Source organism: Marinobacter alkalisoli (genome assembly GCF_045449795.1).
Lineage (GTDB): Bacteria > Pseudomonadota > Gammaproteobacteria > Pseudomonadales > Oleiphilaceae > Marinobacter.
In genome coordinates, this window is record NZ_JBJJLB010000019.1 from 18,237 (window position 1) to 42,812 (window position 24,576).

The following is a 24,576-nucleotide window of genomic DNA, read 5'->3' on the forward strand; positions in this document are numbered from 1 at the left end:
GTTGTTCAGGCTCAGGCGTGGACGCCGCCGGTGTGGGTGGCGACGGAGCGCAGGTCGCGATACCAGCGCTCAACCGGATGTTCTTTTACGAAGCCATGGCCACCGAGCAACTGGACGCCGTTGGTGCCGATTTCCATGGCTTTTTCACCGCACAGCAGTCTGGCCAGGCTGGCCTCCCGCTGGAAAGTCTGGCCGGTTTCCGCACGACTGGCAGCACGCCAGGCGAGCATGCGCATGCTGTCTGTCTCGATGGCCAGGTTGCTGATCATGAATGCCACCGACTGACGGTGGCTGATGGGTTCGCCAAACGCTTCCCGCTCATTGCAGTAAGGAATGACGTAATCCAGCACGGCCTGGCAGGTGCCGATGGCCAGCCCACAGCGCAACAGGGCACCGAGGTCCAGAAAAGCCTGGTAATCAAAGTCGTCATCGCCCAGCAGCGCGTCGGTGGACACTTCAACGTTGTTCAGGGTGAGCGTTACCGGCTGGGCTGCCCGCAGTCCCATGGTGGGGGCGGCCTGGTGTGTCATGCCCGGGGTATCGGCTTCCACAATAAACAGACGCGGTCGGCCGTTGAGCGCAGCGGCGATCAGCAGCAGATCGCTCTGGGCACCCAGGATGACACCGTTTTTCTCGCCATTCAGCCGGTATCCGCTGGCTGTGGTTTCGGCCGTGGTGGTCAGGTTGAGCGGGTCAAACAGCGCCCGTGGCTCGTCGATGGCGATGGTGGCGACCGGCGGACGTTCTTCGCAGAACGCCGGCAGGTAGCGTGACTGCTGTTCGCCTGTGCCCCAGCGGGTAATGGCCTGGGCAACACTGAATGGCGCCAGCAGGGCAATCGCCAGCCCCATGTCGCCCCACGCCAGTTGTTCTGCGATCAGAACGCTGGTGACGGGGGACCGGGTTTCGGCAACGCCGCCAAATTCCGTTGGTACGGCGTAAAGGGTTAATCCCAGTTCTGTTGTGGCGTCGAACACCTCGGCGGGCAGGGCTCCGGCCTCGTCGGCATCCGCAGCGGCCGGTTTCAGGGTATCCCGAGCCAGGCGGTGCAGGCTGTCCACGATCATCTGTTGGTCGTCATCCAGCGTAAGATCAAACAGCGCAGGTGCAGGTTTGCCGGGTAGGCGTTTCCTGGGCAGCCAGCTGGAGACCCGTTTGAATTCACGGCCAGCGAGAGCAAGGGTACGGAAACCGACCCGGGTGCCGTGATAGGCGGTTCTCTCGGTGGTGGTACGCAGGCCAAAGCGGTCCAGCAGCGGGTTGGCTGCAAGGCGGTTCATCATGGACAGGGCTAGTCCTATGGGATCCCTTGTCATCGTCAGTCTCCTGTGGAAGCGCGCGGGAACCCGGCGCTCCTGTTACTATCAGACAGATTGTTATTGGATAGAATCTGGTCTGATCATGGGCGTGTCGACGGCGGGAGCCATTGGCAAAACCCGCGTTGCTGGTGGTCGGTCCGGTCAATCCGTTAAACTTGCTCGTGCTGGCGCCTTCTTTCCTCATTCATAAGACGATTCAGAAACGGATGTTCTCTCATACCAGACAAGTTCGGTTTCCAGGCGCACTGCTAGGGTGTCTGCTGTGGTTGTTTCCGGTGCCGGTCCTGGCGAATCAGGTGGTGGTGAAAGTTGAAGGTGACTTTCCTCAATTGCAGGACAATGCCGACGTATTTGTCGGCGAAGTTGAAGGACGAAGTGCAGATAACCTGCGCCGTTACGCCAGTACTGCGAAGAAGCAGGTACAGCAGGCGCTGAAAGCGCTCGGCTACTACAGTCCCATCATTGAGTGGAGCGTGGCGGAAGGTGAGGGGGAGGACGCGCTGTCCGAACTGACGTTGAGGGTGGTACCCGGCGAGCCGGTGCGCATCGCCTCCCGCGAAGTGGTGATTGAAGGCCCGGCATCGGATGATGGCGGCTTTCTGGGCGCCATACCGGAGTCACCGGCGGAGGGGGACGTGCTGAACCACGGTCAATACAGCACCCTGCGGCAGTCGATCCAGAACCGCGCCCGGGTGCTGGGCTATTTTGACGGGGAGTTTGTCACCCGCAAGCTGGAGGTGGATCCGGAAAAAAGAACCGCGAACATTGTCATCCGTTTTCGCAGCGGAGAGCGGTACCGGCTTGGGGAGGTGAGCTTTGCAGAGGGGCATGGGTTTGAGAACGACCTCCTTGAACGGTTTGTCACCTTTGCTCCCGGGCAACCTTTCCATGCCGATGAAATTGCCAGGTTGAGCCGGGATCTGTCCAACAGCGGTTACTTTTCCGGAGTGGACATTGATGCGTCTCCCGGCAGTGCCGAGAACCGGGTCATTCCGGTCACGATCAACCTGAGGACCCGTCCGCCCAGGTCCGTTGCGGCCGGTGTGGGGTTCTCCACGGACGTTGGCCCGCGTCTCCGGGGCAACTGGCGAGAGCACTGGATCAACCCCATGGGCCATCGCCGGGGCGCGGAAACAGAATTGTCCGGCCCACGCCAGAGCCTCAGTACCTGGTATGAGCTGCCCCTGGATCCGCCGATGACAGATTCCATCCGCCTGAGCGCAGGGTATCAGCGTGAGGATATTGAGGATGTGGAATCCGAAAGGCTCACCTTCGGTCAGCAGTGGCAGCATCAGCTGGATTCCGAATGGATGCAGGTGGCCTCCCTGCGATGGGAGGGCGAACGCTTTCGGATCGGTGACGGTGAAGAGGACACGAGTAGCCTGTTACTGCCGGGGTTGGGCTATTCAAAACTGCACGCCAACTCGCCACTGGATCCTTCCCGGGGGTATCGGGTCCAGTTCGACGTGACCGGGGCGCACCGGGAAGTGTTGTCCGATGCGGATATTCTCCATGTGAACTTCCTGGTCCGGGGGCTGTATACCCTGGCGAATAAACACCGGTTCCTGGCGCGTTTCCAGATGGGAGCGGTGGCCACCAATCGCTTTGATGACGTGCCGCCGTCGTTGCGTTTCTTTGCAGGCGGGGACCAGAGCGTGCGGGGGTATGGCTACGAAACCCTGTCACCGGAAGATGAGGACGGCGTGGCCGTTGGTGGTCGTTACCTGATGGTGGGCAGTGTCGAATACCAGTATGAATTCATACAGAACTGGCGGGTGGCCGCTTTTGTCGATAGGGGCAACGCGGTGGACGACCTGCTCGATCCGCTGGCGACCGGGGCAGGCATGGGCATTCGCTGGGTGAGCCCGGTGGGGCCTTTGCGCCTGGATATCGCCAAGGGGTTGGATGATGAATTTGGTGGTGACTGGCGGATTCACTTCTCGATGGGGCCGGAGCTGTGACGGACGTGGAAAGGGAATCAACAACAGAGCCTGAGAGCCAGGGCACCGCCGATCACGGTAGCAAGCGTCGCAGTTGGCGTTTCTGGCTGTTGGTTGTGGTACTGACGGTTGTCCTGCTGCCGATTATCCTGGTCGCCATAGCGCTGGTGGTGCTGCGCTCTGAGGCTGGTACGGCGTGGGTGCTTGATCAGGTGCCAGGACTGCAGACCGAAGGAGACAGGGGGTCTCTGTTTGGTTACTGGGAAGCCGAATCGGTCCGGTGGCAGGGTTATGGTGTCGGACTTCGCCTGGATGCGGTGGTGGTGGACTGGTCCCCGGGCTGCCTGTTCAGCAAGGAATTGTGCCTGGACACCCTCCATGCCGATGCTATTGATCTGAAACTGCAACCTTCATCGGAACCGGAAGAGCCCCGGGAAGATATCGATCTGCCGCTGGTCAACCTGCCGTTGGGTGTGCGAATTGGCGACGTGCGTTTGGGCCCGTTCACCATGAATGACGGCAAGGTCTGGGACCGGCTGGAATTGCAAGCCGGCGGATCCGGGACCGACTGGGTGATCGACCGGGTGAATTACCGTCTGGACGAGATTGCCGTGGACGCCGCCGGACGCATGGAAACCCGTGGTGACTGGCCGCTGGACCTGAACGTGGATGTGTCGCTGCCGCCCCCCGGAGGCGATAACTGGCAACTGGCCCTGAACCTGACGGGCAGCGCCAGGGATCTCAGGGTGTCCGGACGCAGCAGCGGTTACCTCGCAGCCGCCATTGAAGGTCGGCTCGCGCCACTGGATAAACGTTTGCCCGCCAGGCTCAATCTCCAGTCGCCGTCGTTCCTCGTACTGGATACCCTGCCACCGACCCTGATCCTGGAAGACTGGCAACTGTCTGTTAATGGCAGCCTTGAAGAAGGCTTCGTTACCCGCTCCACGACCACATTGCCGGGTACGCGGGGGGGGATTGAAACCTCGCTCCGTGGCTTGCTGACGACCACCGGCGTATCGGACCTGGTGTTGGAGATGGCCGGGCCCGGTGAGGGTTCGGAACAAGGCACCCTGCAGGTTCAGGGGGATGTAAGCTGGGAGGAAACCCTGAGTGCGACTGCCAACATCGGTCTGGAGTCTTTCCCCTGGTACAGCCTGATTCCCGACTTCGAGGAGCCGCCGGTTGCTCTTCGTCGCCTGGAGGGCGAGGTCTCCTATAGTGATAACCGCTACAACGCCCGGCTGAACGCTGCCGTGTCTGGCCCCCTGGGGGATGCGGATCTTGAGACGGCCCTGGAGGGTGACCTGGAAACGGTGTCACTGACCAACCTGACGGTCAGGACCGGTGCCGGCTCTCTTACCGGTGATGCGGATATCGATTTTGCCGGGCAACTGGCCTGGAATGCCGGCCTGACCCTCGATGAGTTTAACCCCGGATACTGGGTGCCGATCCTCGAGGCCAACCTGAGCGGCGATCTCAACAGCCAGGGGAAACTGGCGGATGATGGGCTACCGGACATGGTAGCCGACTGGGAGATTTCCGGTACCTGGCAGGATAAGCCGGCCACGACCAGCGGCGAGCTGAAAGCTGTGGCGGGTGTCTGGGATGTCGCGGGCCTGAACCTTGAGGTTGGCAAAAACCGGATCCATGGTCGTGGCCGTTGGGGCTCCGAGATTGCCGGTAACCTGGATATCCAGGTGCCGGAGCCGGACATCCTGGTACCTGGGCTGGCGGGGGAGTTGAGGGCGTCTCTGACGGTCAGCGGAAGTCCCGAAGATCCCCAGGGCGAGGTGAGCGTTACCGCAAATGACCTGGTATGGCAGGACAAGGTGGCCATCTCGAATGCAGAGGTCAAAGCCAGTCTTGCCAGTGGCCTGGTTTTGGACGCCAGCGCAAGAGCGGATGCCATCCGCGCGGGTGGCCAAAGCCTGGAGCGAGTGGAGCTGGACCTGTCGGGCACGCAGCAGGAGCACCGGTTAACGGTTCGCGCGGTCCATGAAGAAGCTGACCTCAACCTGGCTCTGGCGGGCGGCGCTGGTGAAGCCTGGGACAGCTGGCGTGGTTTCCTCGACAGCGGTGAGCTCGACCTGCCGGGCCAGTCCCAGACCTGGACCCTGGAGCAGCCGGCGCAACTTGAGTATGACAACCAGGGCGCGCTGGCTCTGGGCGCCCATTGCTGGCGCTGGCAGGACAGCTCGATCTGTGGGGAAGACCAGACGCTGATGCCGAATCCGCAAGTGGCTTACCGGGTGAGTAACTTTCCGTCCCAGTCCCTTGCTTCGCTGCTCCCGGAAACCCTGCGCTGGCGTTCGCGGATCAACGCCAATATCAATCTGGCCATGACGGACCAGGGCCCGGATGGTTCGATCGCCCTCGACGCGGGGGCTGGCGAGTTCGAGGTGCTGGTTCAGGAGGACTGGGAAACATTGCGCCACGACATGTTCACAGTGGACGTGGATATGAAGCCGCAAGTGGCGGATGTGGCTGTGCGGCTGTCCGGGCCGGAACTCGGGGATTTTGCCGTCAACCTGTCGGTTGATCCGACTGCCGGGAACCGCACTGTCAGTGGTGATTTCAGTCTGGAGGGACTGGATATTGCGCTGGCTGGCGTTGTTGCCGGCCTGGACGAAGTCGAGGGCGAAATCAATGGGCAGGGGCAGCTGTCCGGACCGCTGATGAAACCGGCGGTCAATGGTGAAATCGCCCTCAGCGGTGGTCGTTTTGTGGATCCTTCGCTGCCTCTGCCACTGGAAGACGTGGTGCTCGCGCTGACGCTGAAGGGTTACTCAGCGGATCTGAGTGGTCGCTGGAAGAGCAATGACCGCAGCGAAGGCAGGTTGTCTGGCGAGCTGTCCTGGGAAACATCGCCGGCCGTGGAGGTGACCATCACCGGGGACCGCCTGCCAGTGACTTATGACCCCTATGCCCGGGTGGAGGTTGCGCCGGATATTACCCTGGCTTATCGGGACGGAGATTTGTCGGTCACCGGACGGGTGGACGTGCCCAGGGGTGAAATCGAAGTACAGGCGCTTCCGGAACAGGCGGTGTCGGTGTCAGAGGATGAGGTGATTGTGGGAGTGGAACAGGACGAACCCGCCGTTCGGTCCCTCAACATGGATGTCACCGTGGTGGTAGGGGAGGACCAGGTCACCTTCGCCGCGTTCGGGGTGACCGGCGACCTTGAGGGCACGCTGCGTATTGGCAATGACATGGATACCCGGGGATCTCTGCAGCTCAGGAACGGGCAGTACGAGGCCTACGGTCAGGAACTGGAGCTGCGCCGGGCACGGATAGTGTTTGTCGGGCCGCTTACCGAGCCATATCTGGATATTGAAGCGGTACGCCATGTGGATACCGTGGTTGCCGGGATTCGGCTCAGTGGGCCGGTCAGTGAACCGAAAACGGAAGTCTTCTCCGAGCCCTCAATGCCTCAAAGCGATGCCCTGTCTTACGTCATCCTCGGAAGACCGCCCCAGGGCCGGGGAGATGAAGGGCAAATGAGTCGTGCGGCGCTGTCGCTGGGACTTACCCAGGCCAGTAAACTCACTCAGGGAATCGGGGATGAACTGGGTATTCGCAACCTGATGCTGGAAGCGGAAGGCACGGGGGACGAGGCATCCGTTGTTGCCAGCGGTTACATCACCGATGAGCTCAGCCTGCGGTATGGGGTGGGTATCTTCGAGCCCATTACCACGGTGGCGTTGCGATATGATCTGGGCCGTTACTTCTATCTGGAAGCAGCCAGTGGCCTGGCTGCTTCCCTGGACATCTTCTACACCCGGGACTTTTAATCCAGCTCGAACGTGGCGCTGACGCTGGCCTGGAGTTCCCGGTCTCCAACACTGGACACCGCATCCGAGCGGGATTTGGCTTCCGCCATCATCATTGGCATGGGCCGGTGGCCGCCATTGACGCTGATGTTGACCACATCACCGCAGCTCTGGTCGAGCTGGCTGGCGACAAACTCACAACGGGATCTGGCATCGGCAATGGCTCGTGCCAGGGCCTCTTTTTCGAGTCCCTGCTCGTCGGAATGGTAAAAGTTCCCGGCGCCGAGGTGGTAGTCCAGCCCCAGTTTCTGGGCCTGTTCCAGCAATGGGTTGAGCAGCGTCAGGTCGTCAATCGTGAAGCTCACGGTTTGCGAGGCCACGGCCATTTTCCGGGGTTCCTGATCACGCTCCTGGACCGGCAGGGTGCGGGTGTACAGGTTGACGTCGGCATCGCTGTAATCGTTGAGCTGGTCCCGGTACTCACCGATGCTGTCACGCCACTGCCCCATCAACTCATTGACCTTGTCCGAGGCCTTGGCAGGCAGGTTGTGCTCGGCACTGGCCGTGAACTGGAGGCGGGCGCTATCGGGGGCGTATTTTACCGAACCCTCGCCGCTCAGGCTCACTTCCCCGGCCTGTGCGGCCAGCGGAATCAGGGTAGCGGCCAGGCCGGTTACGAAATGCCTTTTAAGTGCATAAAACATGGTCAGATCTCCGTTCTGGTTACAGTTGTCAGGTTGCTTCGTCGGTTTCTTCTTCCAGGCGCTCGAGCTTTCGTGCCCGGGCAGCATGGACAAAGTGGCTGAAGATGCGGCGATGGCCGCCGTGGTAAAGCAGGTATTCCGGGTGCCATTGCACGCCCATCAACCACTGGTGGCCGGTGTTTTCGATGGCCTGCACAAAGTGGTCATTGTCCAGGGCGACCACTCTCAGACCACGCCCCAGGCGTTTGATTGCCTGGCTGTGGATCCGGTTGGCGCCGATGACCGGGCTATGCATCAGGCGGCCGAGCCGGGAGTTCTTCACCAGCCTCACCGTTTGCATGGGTAGCAACAGTGGCCGGTGACGAGTGTTTATCCGCAGCGGGGTGACGTTCTGGCACAGCGAGCCGCCGTGGAACACGTTGATGAACTGTGCGCCCCGGCAGATGCCAAGCACCGGGATGTAGAGCTGTTCCGCCCTTGCCAGCAGCTTGTGATCGGTCTGGTCGCGCCGGTGGTCGTAACGGGCGGTCACGGTCGGCTGTTGGCCATAGAGCTCCGGGTGAACGTGAGTGCCGCCCGACAGTACCAGCCCATCCAGCAAGGCAACGTCTACCCTGGAGCCAGGGCGAATATAGTGGATCTTCGCCCCGTGCAAACGCAGCGCCAGACTGATCAGGCGGTGTGCGGTGCTGCGCCTTGCGGGCCCACTGATGCCGATGGTCAGCCCCGGCTGTTCGGGTGCTTCGTCGATAGGGTCAGACATAGTCCCTGTTACGCAGCCATTGCTCGCAGGTATCAAGCCAGCTCAGAGTGAGATTGCGAATGCTCAGTTTGCGGCTTTGCCGGAACATTTCTCTCAGCTCCGCCAGATCCTCGGCGTTATTGGCCAGTTGTTCCAGTACCACCCAGTCATTCCAGACGGTGGAAAAGTGCCACCGTGGATTGTCGATATCACAGTCCGGCAAGCGGTAGTGCAGGGTTGGCCGGCTCTTGATGCGCTCATCTTCGACAAATTCCGCCAGCACTGCTTTATCCAGGTGGGCGAACAGCGGCAGCAGATCCAGCGCCTTATTGCGGGTAGGGTTGTACTTCAGGTAGTCCCGCATCAGCTGTTTGATATCCGGAGCGTAGTCACCGGCAATCAGCATGTCCGTGTAGGTGCTGCTCCAGGGTTCAATATAGCTGGTGAACTTGCGACTGATGTCAATCTGATGTCTGGATTTCAGCCAGTCATACAGGATGGCGAACGCCTGGAGATAACGCACCAGGGTGTCTGCCCCGAGATCCGGAAGTTCCGGGTTAAGCTGCAGGCCAAAGGCATAGTAAAGGGTCTCTCGGCTGCCGAGGGCGCCAGCCTTTCTGAGTTCGTCGCACAGTGCTTCCACCCGCTCAAGTGACGTGAAAGGCAGCGGCGGGCTGACAATCTCCAGTGGAACGATCTTTTCCGCTGCGGCATCAATGAACTCCATGGCCTGACCGCCAAGTTCCCGCATGGACTGCGGCAGCCTCTCATCCTGAAGGTCCAGATCCTTGATAGGGTCGGAATCCAGCTCGATAGTGAACTTGCCCAGATCGGTGTCCAGCTCCGCCACATAGCGGGAGGCTTGGCGGGCTTGCCCGGACAGGAGTTTTTCGCTCAGTTGCACCAGGGTTTCGTAACTCAGTCCGGACAGTTCAATTTCAACGCCAACACGGCGTTCTTCGCCGGATTCGGTCCTGAGAATGTCTGGCATCCTGCATGCCTTTTGGTCGCTCATTCCTGTGCCTCCTCAATGGGTTGGCCTTACCATATCACAGACCGTATGTGGTGCATCCCGGCGCATGCTGACAAAAAATACAGGAACTGATCTTTACACTGGATAAAACACTGTATATAGTCAAATCACTGTATATAAAGACAGGGATAACGGGGCAACCGCATGAAGCTGACAGCAAGACAAACCCAGGTACTGGATATCATTCGGCGTTACGTTGACGAAACCGGGTATCCGCCTACCCGCGCGGAAATTGCAGCAGAACTCGGTTTTCGTTCCGCCAATGCTGCAGAGGAGCATCTCAGGGCCCTGGCCCGCAAGGGCGCCATCGAGATGGTGCCGGGGGCAAGCCGGGGTATTCGTCTGCCGGAAGCGGAGGAGGACCCCGGCCTGCCAGTGATCGGTCAGGTCGCAGCGGGCAGTCCGATCCTTGCCCAGGAGCACATAGAGGATCACTGCACCCTGCAGCCGGACTTCTTCTCTCCGTCGGCGGATTACCTGCTACGGGTTCGCGGTATGAGCATGAAGGACATTGGCATTCTTGACGGCGACCTGCTGGCGGTTCATCGCACCCAGGATGTGCATAACGGACAAGTGGTGGTGGCCCGGGTCGGGGAGGAAGTGACGGTCAAGCGCTTCCGCAAGGATGGTGCAAAGGTATACCTGATCGCAGAGAACGAGGAGTTTGAACCGATCGAGGTGGACCTCTCGGAACAGGAACTGTTCATCGAAGGGCTTGGTGTTGGTGTTATCCGTCGCTCGGACATGCACTGATCCGCAACGGTCAACTTGAAGGCGAGGCGTATCATGGAACAACTCAGTTTTAACCAGAATCTGGCTTATTCACCGGCAGCCTGTGGCTACCAGGCGTCTGCCAGGCATTCGGGGAAATCGTCCGTTGTTCGCACGGGACCTGCCCGGGGCCGGAGAGCAGACCCTGCGTCTGCGCCGGTGACTGGCAACGTAACCGAGATTATCCTGCCGGAAGGCCAGGTTGAGAATTTTCAGCTATTGTTGCCGATGCTGACTCAGCTCAACCAGGAAAAACGCTGGTTGGCCTGGATTGATCCGCCCCAGGCCCTGGTCAGTAAATGGCAGAAGATGCACGGTATTGTCGCTGGTGAATTGCTGGTACTGAGATCCACGCCGGATTACCCGGCGCGTGATCTGGCTGAGCGTGCGCTCAGCGCCGGTACCTGCCACGCGGTCGTGATGTGGACCCGGAAACTCAGCCGGGAAGCCCTGGAGACGCTGCAGAAGGCGTCCGCCCAGGGGAACAGTCACGGAGTGGTCTTGCGTCAGCGCTGATGATGCGCTGGCCGGGGGTGAAGTCAGTGAAGTGTGTAGGAAGGCTGGACGTCCTGGGTTTCCAGTTCATCCTCTTCCCAGTCGATATCGTGGGTGACGTTGCCAACCGCCTCGATGCCGGCGGCAATCATGGCTTTGGCTACCGCCATGTCGCGGTCTTCCATCATTTCGCGTGCTTCTGAAGAGAATGAAATGCGTACCAGCGGTGCGGCATCGTCATCAATGCGACGCAGGGCATAATCGCCATCGCTCAGTTGTACGATTTCAAAAAAAGATGGTGACATTCAAATAACCTTTCTGTTGATTCCTACCCTGCTGTGTCATGCGATTTACCACTCGCTGTGACGCTCTTCCAGGGTGTCAGCGAATTGTTTGAGCGCGTCGAGCAATGTGTTAAGTCCTTGTGACGACCGATCTGGTCCCGTTTCCGCAGAAACTGCAATAATGTTCTCCGCGCTGACCGTTTTCCGTGTGGCTGGCGGCTTGCCCTGGGCGGCATCCAGTTGATCCAGAAGATTCCACCAGCTTCCTGGTTGATGAGCCAATGCCAGCAGTTCCGCGATTTCCGGCAACTCGGTTCCCAGTAGTGATGCCAGGGCTGCCAGAGATTCCGGCTCTTCGTTTTTCTGCTGGTATATGCGGGCGATCATAACCAGCAACAGACTGCGGGCGCGCAACGCCAGCTCAATGGTTCCCTGGATCGCTGCTTCCCGTTGCAATGCCCGATGCGGGTCAGCGGTGTTCGCGTCGCTATCGACCTGGCGCAGCAAGGTCCTGGCCATAAACAGTTTTTGCGATACCAGTGAATGCCACTGTGATGCCATGGTTTCCTGCCAAACGGGTTGGGCGCGCAAAAGCGAGACAAGAGTGCGCTTCAGATTAATTTGACAGTCTACCATTTTCAGCGATGGATTTCCTCCCCCGTGTTGCTACCTATAGGTTTAACAAGAAAACACAAACATTAAGTTGAAACGATCGTTTGAATTTGGCAAAAAGGCTGCCCATTGAACGACATTTGCACGATTTTGATGTGTTGCCAGGGTGGGTCGCCTTGCAGAGTGTTGCGGGGTGTCATCGGTATAACGGAGGTAAGTGAGGGATGCGTAAGCAATTGGTTACAGGCGTTGCCTTATTGGCGTTGTTTGTAAGCGGCCAGGTGGCAGCGGCTGTCAGTGTGTCCGAGGCGCGGAAGCTGGACAGTGAACTGACCCCGGTGGGGGCCGAAAAGCAGGCGAACGCTTCTGGCAGCATTCCGGAGTGGACTGGTGGATTATCGCAACCACCAGCAGGCTGGGAGCCCGGTAGCGTCGAAATTAACCCTTTCCCGGAAGACGAGCCGTTGTTTGTGATTACCCGGGGGAATCTTGACCTGTACCGTGACAAGCTGACCGACGGCCATGTCCGTATGCTTGAACAGTACGGCCCGGATTTTTTCATGCCGGTCTACCAGACGCGTCGTACTGCCGCTTTTCCTGACCAGGTGTATGACAAGTTCCGCGAGAATGCAGTCTCCGCCGAGTTGCTGGACAACGGTAATGGCGTCAGGGACACCATCATGACGAGCCCGTTTCCGATTCCGAAGAATGGCCTGGAGGTGATCTGGAACCACATCCTGCGTTATCGCGGTGAGGAGATTTCGTTCCGTAGCGCCTCTGCAACGCCCCAGGTCAATGGTTCGTTCAATCAGGTGGTCAACGAGTACGATTATTTCTTCGCCTACAGCCGCAGCGGCGCGGACCTGGATGACATCGACAACAAAATCTTCTACCTGAAGACCGACACCATCGCGCCATCCAATCTGGCGGGAACCATTACGCTGGTCCACGAAACCCTCGACCAGATCCGCTCGCCCCGACTGGCCTGGCGCTACGATGCCGGATCCCGCCGCCTGCGCCGCTCTCCGAACCTGGCCTATGAAACCGACTTACCGAACTCTTCCTCCCTGCGCTCGGTTGACCAGAAGGACATGTACAACGGTGCGCCCAATCAGTACAACTGGGAGCTCAAGGGCAAGCGGGAAATCTTCGTTCCCTACAACGCCTACAAGCTGCACGATGGCGAGGTCCGCCCCGATGATGTGATTCGCCCTGGCCATATCAACCAGGAACTGACGCGTTACGAACTGCACCGGGTATGGGTGGTGGAAGCCGTCCTGCGTACGGGCATCAGCCATATATACGCCCGCCGGGTCTTTTATGTGGATGAAGACAGCTGGCAGATTCTGGCGTCCGAGGAGTACGATGCCGAGGGTAATCTGTGGCGCGTTTCCGAAGCGCACAATATCAGTTATTACAGTGAGCCGGCGTTCTGGACTACCATGGAGATGACGTACGATCTTAAAGCCAAACGCTACTACATTGACGGCCTGGATGACGGCTTCCCCGCGTACAACTTCAACCCGGGGTTCCGTGGCAACCAGTTCACCGCCTCTGCCGCCCGACGGGCTGCGCGCCGGTAGTGAGGGCGCCGGGCGGGAGAGCATCTTCCGCCCGCAGTCGGGGTCGCTCTGGTAAGCACAGGAGAATCATGAATGACAGGAACCCCGAACCATCTCAAGGTCATGGACCAACTGATCGAGGCGCTTGCCGGCGCATTGGCCGATAAGGACTGGGATCGACTGGCTGAGCTCAATAGCCAGGTAAAGGCTACGGTTGAGCCTGTGATGGCGCAACTGGAAGCGGGTGAGGTGTCGGTGGAGCCGGTCAGGGAGCGTCTGGAACGTCTCCAGACCTTCTGCGACGCCGCCAGCGCCGGGGCAGCGGAATCTCGTCAGGAGGCGGAACAGGCCCTGAAAGGAGTGAACCGTAACAAGAATGCAGCTCGCGCGTACCAAAGCGTTTCAACAAACCGCTCCAAATAGCGTCATAAAATTGACTCCCGGGCTCTTAGGGTCTTAAATACCGCACAAATCCTTCCAAGAGATTCATGTGGATGTCCAAAAATAACAAAGTGCTGGTGCTGAGCGAGGACGAATCCCGCCGCCACGATATTGTTACCGTTCTGGAGTTTATTGGCGAAGAACAGATATTTTCAGGCGAAGACGCTCGTACACTGCTGGCCAGCGGCGACTCTGAGGCGCTGGCTTCCATCAGCGTGGTCATCCTGAATGGCGAAGACCGGCAGATCAGTGAAACCGTGTCTGATCTGTGCAGCAAGCTTCAGGGTGTTCCCCTCCTGATGATAGGCGATCCGCCGCTGAAAGGCGTATCCGAAGATGATCGCGGGCGTATCATCGCCCGGATGTCATGGCCCCTTACGTACACCAAGTTCGTGGACTCGCTCTACCGCGCCCAGATCTACCACGACCAGTTCACCCGCTCCCAGAAGCGCGGCCAGCAGCGCGGCCTGCAACTGTTCCGTAGCCTCGTTGGCACCAGTCGTACCATTCAGTCAGTGCGCGAGCTGATGCAGCAGGTGGCCGATAAGGAAGTCAGTGTATTGATCACCGGCGAGTCCGGCACCGGCAAGGAAGTGGTTGCACGAAACCTGCACTACCACTCCAGTCGCCGTGAAAAGCCTTTTGTCCCGGTGAATTGCGGTGCGATCCCCGCCGAGTTGCTGGAAAGTGAACTGTTCGGTCACGAAAAAGGCGCCTTCACAGGCGCAATCACGGCACGGGTCGGGCGGTTCGAAATGGCCGAAGGGGGCACCCTGTTCCTGGATGAAATCGGCGACATGCCCCTGAATATGCAGGTGAAAATCCTGAGGGTGCTGCAGGAACGCACGTTTGAGCGCGTTGGCAGCAACCGCACCCTGTCTGCCGACGTCAGGGTGATTGCGGCCACCCACAAGAACCTCGAAGACATGATCGAAACCGGAGACTTCCGCGAAGACCTCTATTACCGTCTCAACGTCTTCCCCATTGAGATGCCATCGTTGCGGGATCGCGTCGAAGACATACCGTTGCTGATCAACGAACTGATCTCACGCATGGAAAAGGAGAAGCGCGGTTCGTTGCGATTGAATTCCGCCGCCATCATGAGTCTGTGCCGACATGAGTGGCCGGGCAACGTGCGGGAGCTGGCCAACCTGGTGGAGCGCCTGGCGATCATGCACCCTTATGGCGTCATCGGCGTTCAGGAGCTGCCCAAAAAGTTCCGCTACGTGGACGACTATGACGAAAACCGACCCATCGAGGATTCCGGCATGCCGTCCGGCATTCCGGGATTGGTGGGCCTGGATGCGCCGGCCTTGCTGCCGGTCAATGGCATCGACCTGAAGGACTACCTGTCGAACCTTGAAAAGCAGCTGATTCAGCAGGCGCTGGATGAGGCCAGTGGTGTGGTTGCCCGTGCGGCGGAGAAGCTGCGGATTCGGCGGACGACTCTGGTGGAGAAGGTTCGCAAGTATGGGCTTCGAGAGGGGGAGTCCGAGGACTCCTGACTCTCCACTCCCCAGTCAAATCATCCCGCAAAGTACACAGAATCGAAGGCGTCAAAGGTTTGTAACCCGAGGCGCCGTCGTCGTTTCTGGCCGACGTAAAATCGTCGTTTCCAGGCTGGTGATTTTTCTTTCCTGCTGAAATATAAACAAAAATTTAAGTTGGCATGATGCTGGCTTAAGTCCCCCGAAAAGAAATCATCCGTAGAGTTTGACCCGGTGTTCGGGTGAGTCAGGGGACGAGTTTATGAGTCAGCTACAGTTTGTTGTTCAGTCTTCCGCGAAGCAGGCGCAGACCAACGCCGCAGCGGATGTTAACGACAAGGTTACCGCTCTGTTTCCGGAACAGGACGACGAGGCTGTGGGTTCGGCCCTCGAACTGTTTAACCAGATGTCGCGACAGATTACCGACTCCTACCGCACGCTGGAATCCCGGGTGAACCAGCTGTCCGGAGAGCTGACCGCAGAATCGCTGCAGCGCCAGCAGGAGTTGGAAGAGAAGGAAGAACTCGCAGACCGGCTGTCGACGCTGTTGACTGCGCTACCTGCCGGCGTTGTCGTGCTGGACAGCCAGGGTGTGGTCACCCAGACCAACCCCGCGGCAATCAGCCTGCTGGGAGAGCCCTTGGATGGTGAACGCTGGGTGGATGTGATCCGCCGCTGTTTCGCGCCGCGCCGGGACGATGGTCACGAAGTGTCCCTGAAAGACGGCCGGCGGGTCAGTATCGAAATCCGGACCATGGAAAACCAGCCGGGGCAGCTGATACTGCTGACCGACCTGACAGAAACCCGTCACCTGCAATCACAGCTTGCTCACGCCCAGCGACTGTCGGCCATGGGTAAAATGGTGGCCTCCCTCGCGCACCAGATCCGCACGCCATTATCCGCCGCTATTCTCTATGGTGGCCATCTCAGCCAGGAAGACCTCGACGAAGAGATGCGCCAGCGCTGTGCGTCCCGCTTGATGTCACGGCTGACACATCTGGAACAGCAGGTGCGTGACATGCTGATCTTTGCCCGCGGGGAAACCCGGCTGGCAGAAGAGCTGTCTGCTGAGACGCTGGTCAGTGCCCTGGGGGCCGCGCTGGACGGATTGAAACTGGCGGCCGGCGTGAACGTTCATCTGGACAGCCAGGTCGACGACTGCCGGGTTATGTGTAATCGCGATGCTCTGGTCGGCGCCTGTACCAATCTGGTGAACAACAGCGTGGAAGCCGGTGCAACCCGGGTGGTGGTTCAGCTGGTTCCTGTGAAAGGCGAGTTGATGATTCGTGTTGCGGACAACGGTCCGGGGTTTGAAACCGGCCAGGCCGGACAGCTGATGGAAGCGTTCTACACCACCAAGTCTCACGGTACTGGCCTGGGGCTGGCCGTTGTTCAGGCGGTGGTAAAAGCGCACCAGGGGCGGTTTGCCATTGAATCCCCGGAGCAGGGGGGGGCGGTGGCGACCCTGACCCTGCCGCTCGTTGGTTAATCAAGAACAATCATTGGAGGCAACCATGGCCAAGGCCCAGATTCTGATCGTTGAGGACGACCATGACTTGCGGGAAGCGCTGGTTACAACCCTGGAGCTGGCAAAATTCCGGGTGCGTGAAGCTGCCAACGCCGAAGAAGCGCTGGCGCGGCTGGCGGAATCTCCAGTGGATATGGTGGTCAGCGACGTCAACATGCCTGGCATGTCCGGCCACGATCTTCTGGGGGAGGTGCAGCGGTTGTATCCCGGGCTGCCGATGATGCTGATCACCGCATACGGCCAGATCAGCCATGCGGTGTCCGCGATGCAGTCCGGCGCTATTGATTACCTGGTGAAACCCTTTGAGCCCCAGGTCCTGGTCGAAGCGGTCACCAAAGTGGTGGGCGGGCCCCGGGAGAAAGCCAGGGGGGACGAGCCGGTGGCCGAGGACCCGATCAGCAAACGCATGTTCCAGTTGGCGGCGAAAGTCGCTGCCAGTGATTCCACCGTCATGATTTCCGGCGAGAGTGGCACCGGTAAAGAGGTGCTGGCCCGCTACATTCATCAGCAATCGCCCCGCGCCGACCAGCCGTTTGTAGCGATTAACTGTGCAGCTATCCCCGAAAACATGCTTGAGGCCATCCTGTTTGGCCACGAAAAAGGCGCGTTTACCGGCGCGGTTGCTTCGTCGCCCGGTAAATTCGAGCAGGCCAATGGCGGCACCATCCTGCTTGATGAGATTTCTGAAATGGACCTGGGGCTTCAGTCCAAGTTGCTGCGTGTGCTGCAGGAGCGGGAGGTTGAGCGGGTCGGCGGTCGCAAGACCATTACCCTGGATGTACGGGTGGTTGCCACCACCAATCGTGATCTGAGTGAGTACGTCCGCGAGGGCAAGTTCCGGGAAGATCTCTATTACCGACTGACGGTGTTTCCAATGCACTGGCAACCGCTGCGGGATCGCTCCCTGGATATCATGCCACTGGCCACGGCGTTGCTGAAAAAGCACTGCCGCAAGATGAAGCTCACCGGCGTCAGCTTTGCCGGCGATGCCCGGCAGGCGTTGGTCAGCCACCCCTGGCCGGGGAACGTGCGGGAGCTGGATAATGCTATCCAGAGGGCGCTGGTGCTGCATCAGGGCAACGTGATTCATGCCAGTGACCTGTGCCTCGAACTGGGGATCAACGGTCGCGTGGATGGCAGTGCGCCGGTGATGGCTCAGGCTCCGGAGTCGGTATCTGCGCCAGCGGAGCAGGACGTCGTGTCTGCCAGTAATGCGGGCTCACCGGTCGCTGCCATAGAAGAAAGTGGCCAGGTTGCGCTTGGGGATGATCTGCGCCAGCGAGAGTTCCGTATCATCATAGACACGCTGAAAAAAGAGCGCGGTCGCCGTAATCGGGCGGCTGAGCAACTGGGTATCAGCCCCCGGACCCTTCGATACAAGCTGGCCCAGATGCGTGATGCAGGCATTGACCTGGACTCGGAGCTGGCTATGGCCTGATCCGGATTGTCTCCACTCCTTCCTCAGGGCGCCTCGCGGTGCCCTTTTTTTCTGTCAAATCCCCGTCGCTTTCCTGATTTTCATCTCAATGTGTGTCTGTAATTTAATGAAAAATAAGAAATAAATCTTGTTGGCCTGCTGTTTGCTTTCTACGGGGTAACAGAATCAGAGTTCAATGGGGTGTTGCTGAAGCAGCCAATCCCGGGGGAGTGAATAATGGTCGAACGTGCAGATATCAACAATGTGCTGTCGGAAATCCGCAACATGCGTTCGCAGATGATGCAGAACCAGCGTGTTGAACAGGACAATGACGTTCGCGGTAGAATTGATGGCCCCCAGCGTGTTGAGCAGGGCCGGGAAACCTCAAGTTTCAGCGATATGCTCAGTCAGGCCGTGGGGAGTGTGAATGAGCTGCAGCAAACCTCGAGCGACCTGAAGACGGCCTACGATATGGGTGATCCCAACGTGGACATTACCCGTGTGATGATTGCCTCCGAGAAAGCCTCGGTCTCCTTCGAAGCGCTGACCCAGGTTCGTAACCGGGTAGTGAAGGCTTACGAAGATATCATGAACATGCCGGTGTAATAGCGGAGCAGAGCCATGGCGAGCCTACCAGCAGAAACCTCCAGCGCCAACGTACCGGCAGCTTCGGATACCGATAACCGCGAGGGCCGCAGCGATCTGCTGTTCGGTTTCAATCGCCTGAATCTGCTGCGACAGATTGGCCTGATGGTAGGGCTGGCTGCCAGTGTCGCCCTCGGCGTCGCCGTCGTACTCTGGGCCCAGGAACCGAACTACCAGCCGGTGGTCGGCGATATGTCCGGTTACAATCCCCAGGACGTGACGTCCATTCTTGATCAGAGCGGCATTACCTATCGTATGGAACCCCGCACCGGCGCCCTGCTGGTACCTTCCGATGAAGTCTACAACGCCCGCCTGAAACTGGCGGCCGAGGGCGTGACCGACGAGCAGACCATAGGGTATGAGTTGCTCGATCAGGACCGTGGCCTGGGCACCTCGCAGTTTATGGAAACTGTCAGCTTCCGTCGCGGCCTGGAGGGTGAGTTGGCCCGCACCATCGCCGCCATGCGCGGGGTCCGGTCCGCCCGGGTTCATCTGGCGATTCCGGAGCGCTCGGTGTTTGTCCGTGACGCCCGCACCCCGACAGCGTCGGTATTCCTTGATGTGTTTGCCGGCCGTAAGCCGGAAAAAGAACATATCGCCGCCATCGTCAACCTGGTGGCGGGCAGTGTTCCCGAAATGAGCAAGGACAACGTGACTGTCGTCGACCAGAACGGCAACCTGCTGACCGGTCGTGAAGCAGACGGCGACAGTCGTCAGATCAAGGACCAGTTTGACTACACAACCCGTATTGAAGAGCGTCTGACCCGTCGTGTGGCCTCACTGGTGGGGCCGATTGTTGGGGATGGCCGTTTCCGGGCGGAAGTCACCGCGGATCTGGACTTCTCCTCCGTGGAGCAGGCGGAAGAGTTGTTCAACCCGGAACAACAGGCAGTTAGAAGCGAACGGGAAATGAGCGAGCAGCGCACCAACGGCGGGGCCGGTGGCGTGCCGGGTGCGTTGGCCAACCAGCCCCCGGGCGAGGCCCAGGTGCCGGAGCAGGCGGGCCAGGCCGGAGAAGGTGAAGACGGCGAGCCCGCGCCACAGCCGGTAAACGTACGACGCGAGTCCACTCGCAATTACGAGATCGACCGCACCGTCAGCTATGTCCGCCAGGAACTGGGCCGGGTAGAGCGGGTAACCGTTGCCCTGGCGGTGGATGATATGAAAGTGGTTGATCCGCAAACCGGTGAGGTCAGCTACGAACCCTGGCCGGAGCAGGAGTTGCAGCGGCTGAACATGCTGGTACGCGACGCCGTGGGCTACTCCGCCGCACGGGGTGACAGCGTCACAGTGATGAACACCGCCTTCGCCGCCGAGGAGGAAGTACAATTCGAGGCGCCGGGTTTCTGGGAGCAGCCCTGGTTCTGGGATCTGATGAAACAGGTACTGGCCGGTCTGGTTATCCTGGTGCTGGTACTCGGGCTGCTGCGCCCGACGCTCAAGAGTCTTTCCGGCGCTGGGAGGAATGAGCGTGGGGGCGATGCCGGCGGTGATTATGGTGGCGGTCTTGACGGGATTGACGGTGGCGATGAATTGCGCCAGGCCATGTCGTCACAGGATGAGCTGCTTTTGCCGGGCGCCACGGACAGCTATGATAGGCAGTTAAATGCACTGAAGGGCCTGATCGCAGAAGACCCGGCGAGGGTTGCCCAGGTGATGCGCCAGTGGGTGAATGTCGATGACTGAAGAAACCAACCGTCCGGTGGAAGGCGCCCAACAGGCGCCCCAGAAGCCGCAGCGCAAGATTCCCCGTGTTGAACAGGCTGCTATTCTGCTGATGTCACTGGGTGAGGCAGACGCCGCGGAAGTACTGAAACACATGGGCCCCAAGGAGGTTCAGCGTGTTGGTGTGGCCATGGCGCAGATGAAGGACGTCAGCAAGGACGACGTGACCTTTGTGCTGAATCAGTTTGTCGATGCGGTGGGGGGGCAGACCGGCCTCGGCGTTGGCAACGATGACTACATCCGGACCATGCTGACCCAGGCATTGGGAGACGATAAGGCATCAAGCCTGATTGACCGTATCCTGATCGGTGGCAATACCACGGGTCTGGATACTCTGAAATGGATGGAGCCCAGGGCAGTTGGCGATATCATCCGTTACGAGCACCCGCAGATTCAGGCCATCGTGATTTCCTACCTGGATCCGGACCAGGCCGCTGAAATTCTCCGTACACTGGATGACAAGGTGCGGCTGGACGTGATGATGCGGGTGGCCTCGCTGGAAAGTATTCAGCCCCAGGCCCTGCAGGAACTGAACAATATCCTCGAAAAGCAGTTCTCCGGTGGTTCCGCTGCCCAGACCAGCCGTATTGGCGGCGTCAAGCGCGCAGCCGATATCATGAACTTCATGGACCGCAGTGTTGAAGGCAACCTGATGGATTCCATCAAGGATATGGACCCGGACCTGGCCTCCACCATCGAGGATCTGATGTTTGTCTTCGACAACCTCAAGGATATCGATGACCGGGGTATCCAGGCGTTGCTGCGTGAAGTGTCATCCGAGGTATTGGTTGTTGCGCTGAAAGGCGCCGATGACGGGGTGCAGGACAAGATCTTCAAGAATATGTCCAAGCGGGCCGCCGAGCTGCTGCAGGACGATCTGGAAGCCAAGGGGCCGGTTCGCGTCAGTGAGGTCGAGGCTGCCCAGAAAGACATCATTACCATTGCCCGTCGTATGGCCGAAGCCGGTGAGATCACCTTGGGCGGAGCCGGCGAAGAAATGATGTGATGAAAGATTCCGACAAGAGCCTCAACCGGATTCCCAAGGAGCAACTGACGGCCTACGAGCGCTGGGAGTTGCCCCTGCTTGATGCCCGGGGAAACGAAGTTGCCCGGGAAGAGGAACGGGATGTCAAACCGTTGACGGCGGCGGACATCGAGGACATCCGCCAGGTTGCCCGGGAAGATGGCCACGCTGAAGGTCGCGATGCCGGCTACCAGGCCGGCTTCAACGAAGGCCGGGAGCAGGGCCATAAGGACGGTTACGATGCCGGCTTTGCGGAAGGCCGGGAGCAGGGCGCGGAACAGGGCCTGGAAGAAACCCGCAAGGAAATGGACTCCCGCATTGACCGGCTTGAACATTTGCTGGGAGAGCTGCTGATTCCGATCCGTCGTCACGAAGACGAACTGGAAACCGCCCTGGTCAACCTGACCACCATTCTTGCCCGCACTGTGGTTTACCGCGAACTGTCCATTGATTCTTCCCAGATCCGGCAGGTGGTCCGCCAGGCCATGGCTTCGCTGCCGTCCACCACAGACAATGTGCGCATTCTGGTGAATCCGGAGGACGCGGAATGGGTCAGGCAGGTGGCGGAGCGTTTTGAAGCGACCAACTCGGTAGTGGAGGATGACAGCATCCTGCGGGGTGGTTGCATGGTCGAAACCCGTCACAGCCTGGTAGACTTCACGGTGGAGAAGCGTTTTCAGAAAGCCGTTCAGGGCATGCTTGAACAGCAGCTCGGTAACGAGGAGGCTGGTGAAAGCGAAGAGCTGGATACCATGATGGGTGACCTGACCGATTTCCACCGGGACGTGCTGGACTCCGACAGTGATGACGCCAACGGGAGCGAGGACGATGACCGGGAACCTGGCTGACCGTCTGAAGCGACTTCAGGGATTTGTTGACCGCGAATCGGCCCCGGAACTGTCCGGACGCCTGACCCGCATGGTGGGCCTGACCCTGGAATGCGTGGGCTGCCCCATGGTGGTGGGCGACCGTTGCGTGATCCAGGGGCAGGGAAGCGGCAGTGTTGAAGCCGAAGTGGTCGGTTTTGAGGATGACCGGGTGTACCTGATGCCATTGACTGCCATTGAAGGTCTGCGCCCTGGTGCCAGGGTAGTGCCCTTGTCGGCGGCCAGTCGTGTGCCGGTTGGCCCCCAGATGCTGGGCCGCGTTGTGGATGGCAGCGGTGAGCCACTGGATGGCAAGGGGCCGCTGCAAGTGGAGTCCAGGGTATCCCTCAACGGCGATATTATTAACCCGCTGGACCGGGCGCCGGTGCGCGAATCCATGGATGTGGGCATCCGCGCGATCAATTCCCTGATGACCGTTGGCCAGGGTCAGCGCCTTGGTCTGTTCGCCGGCAGCGGTGTGGGCAAGAGTATGTTGCTGGGCATGATGACCCGCTTTACCGATGCGGATATCACCATCGTTGGTCTGATTGGTGAGCGGGGTCGGGAGGTCAAGGAATTTATCGAGGATATTCTGGGTGAAGAAGGCCTGGCCCGTTCCGTGGTTGTCGCTTCCCCGGCGGATGACTCCCCCCTGATGCGCCTGCGGGCCGCCATGTTGACTACGCGAATCGCCGAATATTACCGCGACAAGGGCAAGCGGGTACTGCTGCTGATGGACTCCCTGACCCGGTATGCCCAGGCCCAGCGCGAAATTGCGCTGGCAGTGGGAGAGCCGCCGGCCACCAAGGGCTATCCGCCATCGGTTTTTGCCAAACTGCCGCAACTGGTGGAGCGGACCGGTAACGGACGCCAGGGTGGTGGCTCTATTACCGCATTCTATACCGTGTTAACCGAAGGGGACGATCAGCAGGACCCCATTGCCGATGCCGCCAGGGCGATTCTGGATGGCCACATTGTGTTGTCCCGTCGGTTGGCCGAGGAGGGTCATTATCCGGCGATTGATGTGGAAGCTTCCATCAGCCGGGTCATGCCTCAGGTAACCGGGGAAGAGCACTTCGCCCGGGCACAGCGTTTCAAGCAGGTGTATTCCCGTTACCAACAGGCCAGGGATCTGATCAGTGTCGGGGCTTACGTCAAAGGTTCCGATTCCGAAACCGATTTTGCGATTACCCACATAGGCAACATGACCCAGTTCCTGAAGCAGGGGCTGAATGAGAGCGCCCCGCTGCAGGACAGTATTGACCAGTTGTTGGCGGTGGTTCCTGAGCGTCGTTCACCGGAACGCCGGAAATCCGGCGCCCCGGCACCGGCGAGAGGGGCTGAATGATGCTCCGGTCCCGGCGGCTGGCGGTGGTGCTGGACCTGGAAGAACGCAAAGAGCAGGAAGCGCTGGAAAAGATGGGTGAAGCGCGCAACCGGTATGAAGCTCAGCAGGAACAGATCGATAACCTGAACCGCTACCAGCAGGAATACCGGGAGCAGATCCGCCAGAACCAGCAGGGAGTGGTGCCGGTAGCCCGCCTCCAGGCCTGGCAGGCGTTTATCGCCCAGCTGGATCAGGTGCTCAGACAGCAACAACAGCAACTGGATATACTCGCGGAGCGGCTGGATGAATCCCGGCGGCAATGGCAGGAAGCCTGGGAGCGACGTCGCGGCATGGAAAAATACATAGAGACCTGCCGGCGGCAGGAACAACGCGAGCAAGACCTGAAAGAACAAAAACTTGCCGATGAAGCCGCCGGGCGCGCCTTTGTCCGGCGACGGCGATAATTCCACGGTTTTGTGCCGGTGTCGTGGGTGCAAAACGTCCCGACTACGCTATCCTTACCTGTACAATATCTTTTCGGAAAAATTCCCGCGGAGGATCAGGAATGCCTATTCACACGCGCCGCAGCGAGGATGGTCAGACGCTGATCATAAAGATTGACGGCCGGTTTGATTTCAGTACCCATCAGGCCTTCCGTGATGCCTATGAGCATGGTGACCAGGATATCAAGGGGTATGTGGTGGACCTGTCCGACACCACCTATCTGGACAGCTCGGCCCTCGGGATGTTACTGCTGCTTCGTGATTACGCCGGTGGCGACAGCGCCGCCATCAGTATTGAAAACTGTAACAGCGATGTTCGTCGAATCCTGGCCATTTCCAACTTCGAGCAGTTGTTTGCTATCCGCTGACAGAGGCTGGGTA

22 protein-coding genes are annotated in these 24,576 nt (G+C 59.5%); 16 read left to right on the top strand and 6 right to left on the bottom strand.

Going from position 1 to position 24,576, the window contains the following annotated elements:
- Positions 1-11: 11 nt before the first annotated feature.
- A complete protein-coding gene (locus ACJO3M_RS08775; protein ID WP_407001020.1) occupies positions 12-1,316 on the bottom strand; it encodes an acyl-CoA dehydrogenase family protein in 1,305 nt (434 codons plus the stop codon).
- Positions 1,317-1,525: 209 nt separating this feature from the next.
- On the opposite strand from ACJO3M_RS08775, the gene ACJO3M_RS08780 reads away from it, so the two are divergent.
- Complete coding sequence (locus ACJO3M_RS08780; protein WP_407001146.1) at positions 1,526-3,280, top strand: autotransporter assembly complex protein TamA; 1,755 nt, start codon at positions 1,526-1,528, stop codon at positions 3,278-3,280.
- 5 nt (positions 3,281-3,285) lie between these two features.
- On the top strand, positions 3,286-7,050 hold the full coding sequence (locus tag ACJO3M_RS08785) for a translocation/assembly module TamB domain-containing protein (protein ID WP_407001021.1): 3,765 nt from the start codon (positions 3,286-3,288) through the stop codon (positions 7,048-7,050).
- Here ACJO3M_RS08785 and ACJO3M_RS08790 read toward each other — a convergent pair.
- Genes ACJO3M_RS08790 through ACJO3M_RS08800 form a run of 3 tightly spaced genes read right to left on the bottom strand, consistent with a single transcriptional unit; the run spans position 7,047 to position 9,490 of the window.
- Entirely contained in the window at positions 7,047-7,733 is a 687-nt protein-coding gene (locus tag ACJO3M_RS08790; RefSeq protein WP_407001022.1) for an SIMPL domain-containing protein, read from the bottom strand. The genes ACJO3M_RS08785 and ACJO3M_RS08790 overlap by 4 nt on opposite strands.
- A gap of 28 nt (positions 7,734-7,761) precedes the next feature.
- On the bottom strand, positions 7,762-8,496 hold the full coding sequence (locus ACJO3M_RS08795) for a gamma-glutamyl-gamma-aminobutyrate hydrolase family protein (protein WP_407001023.1): 735 nt from the start codon (positions 8,494-8,496) through the stop codon (positions 7,762-7,764).
- A complete protein-coding gene (locus tag ACJO3M_RS08800) occupies positions 8,489-9,490 on the bottom strand; it encodes an amidoligase family protein (RefSeq protein WP_407001024.1) in 1,002 nt (333 codons plus the stop codon). Before ACJO3M_RS08800 ends, ACJO3M_RS08795 begins: the two co-directional genes overlap by 8 nt.
- 162 nt (positions 9,491-9,652) lie before the next feature.
- On the opposite strand from ACJO3M_RS08800, the gene lexA reads away from it, so the two are divergent.
- Positions 9,653-10,261 (top strand): transcriptional repressor LexA, encoded by a 609-nt coding sequence (gene lexA / locus ACJO3M_RS08805; protein WP_407001025.1) that lies wholly within the window; start codon positions 9,653-9,655, stop codon positions 10,259-10,261.
- A gap of 33 nt (positions 10,262-10,294) precedes the next feature.
- Positions 10,295-10,795, top strand: coding sequence for a cell division inhibitor SulA (locus ACJO3M_RS08810; protein WP_407001026.1), 501 nt, complete (start codon positions 10,295-10,297; stop codon positions 10,793-10,795).
- 23 nt (positions 10,796-10,818) lie between these two features.
- Here ACJO3M_RS08810 and ACJO3M_RS08815 read toward each other — a convergent pair whose 3' ends face one another.
- Both ACJO3M_RS08815 and ACJO3M_RS08820 read right to left on the bottom strand, forming a co-directional pair.
- Positions 10,819-11,079: a hypothetical protein gene (locus tag ACJO3M_RS08815; RefSeq protein ID WP_406988203.1), complete on the bottom strand. Its 261-nt coding sequence runs from the start codon at positions 11,077-11,079 to the stop codon at positions 10,819-10,821.
- A gap of 45 nt (positions 11,080-11,124) precedes the next feature.
- Positions 11,125-11,619: a DUF6586 family protein gene (locus tag ACJO3M_RS08820; RefSeq protein ID WP_407001027.1), complete on the bottom strand. Its 495-nt coding sequence runs from the start codon at positions 11,617-11,619 to the stop codon at positions 11,125-11,127.
- 275 nt (positions 11,620-11,894) lie between these two features.
- Between ACJO3M_RS08820 and ACJO3M_RS08825 the strand changes: the two genes are divergently transcribed.
- The 12 genes from ACJO3M_RS08825 (at position 11,895) to ACJO3M_RS08880 (ending at position 24,563) form a co-directional block, all read left to right on the top strand.
- Positions 11,895-13,253, top strand: coding sequence for a DUF1329 domain-containing protein (locus tag ACJO3M_RS08825; RefSeq protein WP_407001028.1), 1,359 nt, complete (start codon positions 11,895-11,897; stop codon positions 13,251-13,253).
- A gap of 72 nt (positions 13,254-13,325) precedes the next feature.
- Positions 13,326-13,655, top strand: a complete 330-nt coding sequence (locus tag ACJO3M_RS08830) for an SOS cell division inhibitor (protein WP_407001029.1) — start codon at positions 13,326-13,328, stop codon at positions 13,653-13,655.
- Positions 13,656-13,726: 71 nt separating this feature from the next.
- On the top strand, positions 13,727-15,178 hold the full coding sequence (locus ACJO3M_RS08835; RefSeq protein WP_407001030.1) for a sigma-54 dependent transcriptional regulator: 1,452 nt from the start codon (positions 13,727-13,729) through the stop codon (positions 15,176-15,178).
- A 244-nt stretch (positions 15,179-15,422) separates the two neighbouring features.
- Positions 15,423-16,649, top strand: a complete 1,227-nt coding sequence (locus ACJO3M_RS08840) for a sensor histidine kinase (protein WP_407001031.1) — start codon at positions 15,423-15,425, stop codon at positions 16,647-16,649.
- 25 nt (positions 16,650-16,674) lie between these two features.
- The gene (locus tag ACJO3M_RS08845; RefSeq protein ID WP_407001032.1) at positions 16,675-18,126 is read left to right on the top strand and encodes a sigma-54-dependent transcriptional regulator; all 1,452 of its coding nucleotides are present in this window, start codon (positions 16,675-16,677) and stop codon (positions 18,124-18,126) included.
- Between the two features lie 216 nt (positions 18,127-18,342).
- A complete protein-coding gene (gene fliE / locus ACJO3M_RS08850) occupies positions 18,343-18,711 on the top strand; it encodes a flagellar hook-basal body complex protein FliE (RefSeq protein WP_407001033.1) in 369 nt (122 codons plus the stop codon).
- Positions 18,712-18,726: 15 nt separating this feature from the next.
- Entirely contained in the window at positions 18,727-20,436 is a 1,710-nt protein-coding gene (fliF, locus tag ACJO3M_RS08855; protein WP_407001034.1) for a flagellar basal-body MS-ring/collar protein FliF, read from the top strand.
- Positions 20,429-21,481, top strand: coding sequence for a flagellar motor switch protein FliG (gene fliG / locus ACJO3M_RS08860; RefSeq protein ID WP_406988186.1), 1,053 nt, complete (start codon positions 20,429-20,431; stop codon positions 21,479-21,481). The genes fliF and fliG overlap by 8 nt, the downstream gene beginning before the upstream one ends.
- Positions 21,481-22,347 carry a flagellar assembly protein FliH gene (locus ACJO3M_RS08865; RefSeq protein ID WP_407001035.1) on the top strand — a complete coding sequence of 289 codons (867 nt, stop codon included), beginning with the start codon at positions 21,481-21,483 and terminating at the stop codon, positions 22,345-22,347. The genes fliG and ACJO3M_RS08865 overlap by 1 nt, the downstream gene beginning before the upstream one ends.
- A complete protein-coding gene (gene fliI, locus ACJO3M_RS08870) occupies positions 22,328-23,713 on the top strand; it encodes a flagellar protein export ATPase FliI (protein ID WP_407001036.1) in 1,386 nt (461 codons plus the stop codon). The genes ACJO3M_RS08865 and fliI overlap by 20 nt, the downstream gene beginning before the upstream one ends.
- A complete protein-coding gene (fliJ, locus tag ACJO3M_RS08875) occupies positions 23,713-24,156 on the top strand; it encodes a flagellar export protein FliJ (protein WP_407001147.1) in 444 nt (147 codons plus the stop codon). Before fliI ends, fliJ begins: the two co-directional genes overlap by 1 nt.
- Before the next feature lie 101 nt (positions 24,157-24,257).
- Entirely contained in the window at positions 24,258-24,563 is a 306-nt protein-coding gene (locus tag ACJO3M_RS08880) for an STAS domain-containing protein (protein ID WP_297792136.1), read from the top strand.
- Positions 24,564-24,576 lie beyond the last annotated feature (13 nt).

Bases quoted from the DNA above. Each gene is read 5' to 3' on its own strand.
- ACJO3M_RS08825 (WP_407001028.1), top strand. From the start codon at position 11,895: ATGCGTAAGCAATTGGTTACAGGCGTTGCCTTATTGGCGTTGTTTGTA.
- ACJO3M_RS08795 (WP_407001023.1), bottom strand. From the start codon at position 8,496: ATGTCTGACCCTATCGACGAAGCACCCGAACAGCCGGGGCTGACCATC.
- ACJO3M_RS08820 (WP_407001027.1), bottom strand. From the start codon at position 11,619: ATGGCATCACAGTGGCATTCACTGGTATCGCAAAAACTGTTTATGGCC.
- ACJO3M_RS08880 (WP_297792136.1), top strand. From the start codon at position 24,258: ATGCCTATTCACACGCGCCGCAGCGAGGATGGTCAGACGCTGATCATA.
- ACJO3M_RS08790 (WP_407001022.1), bottom strand. From the start codon at position 7,733: ATGTTTTATGCACTTAAAAGGCATTTCGTAACCGGCCTGGCCGCTACC.
- ACJO3M_RS08835 (WP_407001030.1), top strand. From the start codon at position 13,727: ATGTCCAAAAATAACAAAGTGCTGGTGCTGAGCGAGGACGAATCCCGC.
- fliI (WP_407001036.1), top strand. From the start codon at position 22,328: ATGACCGGGAACCTGGCTGACCGTCTGAAGCGACTTCAGGGATTTGTT.
- ACJO3M_RS08845 (WP_407001032.1), top strand. From the start codon at position 16,675: ATGGCCAAGGCCCAGATTCTGATCGTTGAGGACGACCATGACTTGCGG.
- ACJO3M_RS08775 (WP_407001020.1), bottom strand. From the start codon at position 1,316: ATGACAAGGGATCCCATAGGACTAGCCCTGTCCATGATGAACCGCCTT.
- fliG (WP_406988186.1), top strand. From the start codon at position 20,429: ATGACTGAAGAAACCAACCGTCCGGTGGAAGGCGCCCAACAGGCGCCC.
- ACJO3M_RS08780 (WP_407001146.1), top strand. From the start codon at position 1,526: ATGTTCTCTCATACCAGACAAGTTCGGTTTCCAGGCGCACTGCTAGGG.
- fliJ (WP_407001147.1), top strand. From the start codon at position 23,713: ATGCTCCGGTCCCGGCGGCTGGCGGTGGTGCTGGACCTGGAAGAACGC.
- fliF (WP_407001034.1), top strand. From the start codon at position 18,727: ATGGCGAGCCTACCAGCAGAAACCTCCAGCGCCAACGTACCGGCAGCT.
- ACJO3M_RS08800 (WP_407001024.1), bottom strand. From the start codon at position 9,490: ATGAGCGACCAAAAGGCATGCAGGATGCCAGACATTCTCAGGACCGAA.
- fliE (WP_407001033.1), top strand. From the start codon at position 18,343: ATGGTCGAACGTGCAGATATCAACAATGTGCTGTCGGAAATCCGCAAC.
- ACJO3M_RS08840 (WP_407001031.1), top strand. From the start codon at position 15,423: ATGAGTCAGCTACAGTTTGTTGTTCAGTCTTCCGCGAAGCAGGCGCAG.
- ACJO3M_RS08865 (WP_407001035.1), top strand. From the start codon at position 21,481: ATGAAAGATTCCGACAAGAGCCTCAACCGGATTCCCAAGGAGCAACTG.
- ACJO3M_RS08830 (WP_407001029.1), top strand. From the start codon at position 13,326: ATGACAGGAACCCCGAACCATCTCAAGGTCATGGACCAACTGATCGAG.
- ACJO3M_RS08810 (WP_407001026.1), top strand. From the start codon at position 10,295: ATGGAACAACTCAGTTTTAACCAGAATCTGGCTTATTCACCGGCAGCC.
- lexA (WP_407001025.1), top strand. From the start codon at position 9,653: ATGAAGCTGACAGCAAGACAAACCCAGGTACTGGATATCATTCGGCGT.
- ACJO3M_RS08815 (WP_406988203.1), bottom strand. From the start codon at position 11,079: ATGTCACCATCTTTTTTTGAAATCGTACAACTGAGCGATGGCGATTAT.